3 protein-coding genes are annotated in these 2364 nt (G+C 57.7%); all 3 read left to right on the top strand.

The genetic code is table 11. The features are described from left to right. Positions 1 to 87 precede the first annotated feature (87 nt). Genes BM017_RS28685 through BM017_RS28675 form a run of 3 tightly spaced genes read left to right on the top strand, consistent with a single transcriptional unit; the run spans position 88 to position 2334 of the window. Positions 88 to 405 (top strand): IS66-like element accessory protein TnpA, encoded by a 318-nt coding sequence (locus BM017_RS28685; RefSeq protein ID WP_256576824.1) that lies wholly within the window; start codon positions 88 to 90, stop codon positions 403 to 405. Further along, on the top strand, positions 402 to 737 hold the full coding sequence (tnpB, locus tag BM017_RS28680) for an IS66 family insertion sequence element accessory protein TnpB (protein ID WP_092250897.1): 336 nt from the start codon (positions 402 to 404) through the stop codon (positions 735 to 737). Before BM017_RS28685 ends, tnpB begins: the two co-directional genes overlap by 4 nt. Before the next feature lie 49 nt (positions 738 to 786). Next, entirely contained in the window at positions 787 to 2334 is a 1548-nt protein-coding gene (locus tag BM017_RS28675) for an IS66 family transposase (RefSeq protein WP_092250895.1), read from the top strand. Positions 2335 to 2364 lie beyond the last annotated feature (30 nt).

Genomic DNA, 2364 nt, shown 5'->3' with positions numbered 1-2364 from the left:
GTAAGCGAACGGTGAACACACCTACCGACCTCCCAAATTAAGGGCGATGGTGTCCGCCTATTTTTAAGCGGACGCGATAGCCCTTAAATGCGCCAACGAAGCTCTTACCCCAAGTCGTTCAAAGCCCAGGTTGTCCAGGAATGCCTGCAACCCGGCGCCTCCATTTCCAGCGTGGCCATCAGTCACGGCATCAATGCCAACGTGATCCGTAAGTGGCTGCCACTTTTTCGAGACCAGCCACCCGCAACCCTGCCGGCGTTTGTTCCGGTAAAGGTCGCCCCGAAAAGGCAGGCCGAGTCATCGGTGATCATCGAGCTGCCATTTGGCGAGCAAACCATCACGGTGAAATGGCCAGCTTCCGATCCCGAAGGATGTGTCCGTTTTGTCCGTGGACTTGCTTCGTGATCCGCATCGACGCAATTTGGCTGGCCACCGAACCGATGGATATGCGCTCCGGCACCGAGAAAGCGCTCGCCCGGGTCGTGGCTGTCTTCGGTGCGGCGCAGCCGCACTGTGCTTATCTCTTTGCCAACCGCCGAGGCAATCGCATGAAGGTGTTGGTGCACGACGGACTGGGCGTTTGGTTGGCGGCGCGCCGTCTGCACCAGGGGAAGTTTTCCTGGCCGAGTGATCGGCATGGTGACCAAATGGAGCTAAATACTGAGCAACTCCAGGCTCTGGTCGTCGGTCTTCCCTGGCAACGGCTTGGGTCTGACGGAGCCATCCGTAACCATTAAGAGACATGGATGACATACATCGATCAGCAGATCGGGCAGAGTCATCGCCATGGTTCCCACTCCTCCTCTCGATCAGCTCGACACCGAACAACTGCGCAGCCTGGCTGCGCAGTTGCTCAAACGCGTTGAGCATCTAGATACGCAGTTGGCGAGCCTCGACAAAGAGGTGCTTCATCAGAAGACCCGCAACCAGCAACTCATTCACGAAATAGCCCAGCTCAAACGCCACCGCTTCGCCAAACGCTCCGAGTCGTTCAGCCCTGATCAGGCCAGCTTGCTCGACGACCTGATTGAGACCGACCTGGCCGCCATCGAAGCAGAGCTTGAAATCCTGGCACCAAAACCAGCGCAATCAGTAGCCCGCCAGCAACCCAAACGCACTGCGTTGCCTGCCGAGTTTCCTCGCACACTGATTCATCACGAGCCTGAAAACACTCAATGCCAATGCGGCTGCGCCCTCAAGCGCATCGGCGAAGACATCAGCGAAAAGCTCGACTACACGCCGGGCGTGTTCAGCGTCGAACGGCATATTCGTGGCAAATGGGTCTGCAATAACTGCGAGACCCTGATTCAAGAGCCGGTGCCGGCGCAGGTTATCGACAAAGGCATCCCGACCGCCCGGCTCCTGGCTCAGGTGATGATTGCGAAATACGCCGATCATTTGCCGCTGTACCGCCAGGAGCAAATCTTCGGGCGTGCCGGTCTCGCGATTCCTCGTTCAACGCTGGCCAGTTGGGTCGGCGCTTGCGGCGTGCAATTACAGCCACTGGTGGATGCCTTGCGCGAAGTCGTGCTTGAGCACAACGTGGTGCATGTCGATGAAACGCCGGTGCAGATGCTCGCGCCGGGCGAAAAGAAAACCCACCGAGCATATGTTTGGGGTTATGCCACGACCGCGTTCGCCGAGATAAGCGCGGTGGTGTACGACTTCAGCCCCGGTCGTTCTGGCGAATATGCCCGCAACTTTTTGGGCGACTGGAAAGGCAAGTTGGTCTGTGACGACTACGGCGGTTACAAAGCCAGTTTTGCACTTGGCGTCACTGAAATCGGCTGCATGACCCACGCCCGCCGCAAGTTCTACGACCTGCACGTCACCAAAAAAAGCGTGCTGGCCGAGCAAGCATTGCGGTACATCGCGGCTTTATATGAGGTTGAACGCGAAGTCCGCGATTTGGAACCGGATGTCCGGCGACGAATACGTCAGGAAAAAGCCGCGCCCCTGATGGACGCGTTTCATACCTGGCTGATCGCCCAGCGCGAGCGTGTGCATGAAGGTTTGGGGATTACCAAGGCGCTGGATTACAGCCTTAAACGTTGGGCTGCGTTGAGCCGTTATCTGAACGACGGCACGGTGCCCATAGACAATAACCACCTCGAAAATCAGATACGGCCATGGGCGCTAGGGCGAAAGAACTGGTTGTTTGCTGGCTCACTACGCAGTGGCCAACGCGCTGCTGCGCTAATGAGTTTGATCCAGTCGGCCAAGCTCAACGGCCACGATGCATATGCTTATCTGAAGGACGTTCTTACTCGCCTGCCGACGCAGCGGGCGAGTGAGATTGGGGATTTGTTGCCGCATCGATGGCAACCGACTTAGCTGCGCAAGACGGGATGCGTGGACGCTTAC

It is taken from the genome of Pseudomonas sp. NFPP04 (assembly GCF_900113815.1).
GTDB lineage: Bacteria > Pseudomonadota > Gammaproteobacteria > Pseudomonadales > Pseudomonadaceae > Aquipseudomonas > Aquipseudomonas extremorientalis.
This window is presented reverse-complemented; position numbering and strand designations above follow the sequence as displayed.

Excerpts from the sequence above, each read along its gene's own strand:
- BM017_RS28685 (WP_256576824.1), top strand. The coding sequence starts at position 88 with ATGCGCCAACGAAGCTCTTACCCCAAGTCGTTCAAAGCCCAGGTTGTC.
- BM017_RS28675 (WP_092250895.1), top strand. The coding sequence starts at position 787 with ATGGTTCCCACTCCTCCTCTCGATCAGCTCGACACCGAACAACTGCGC.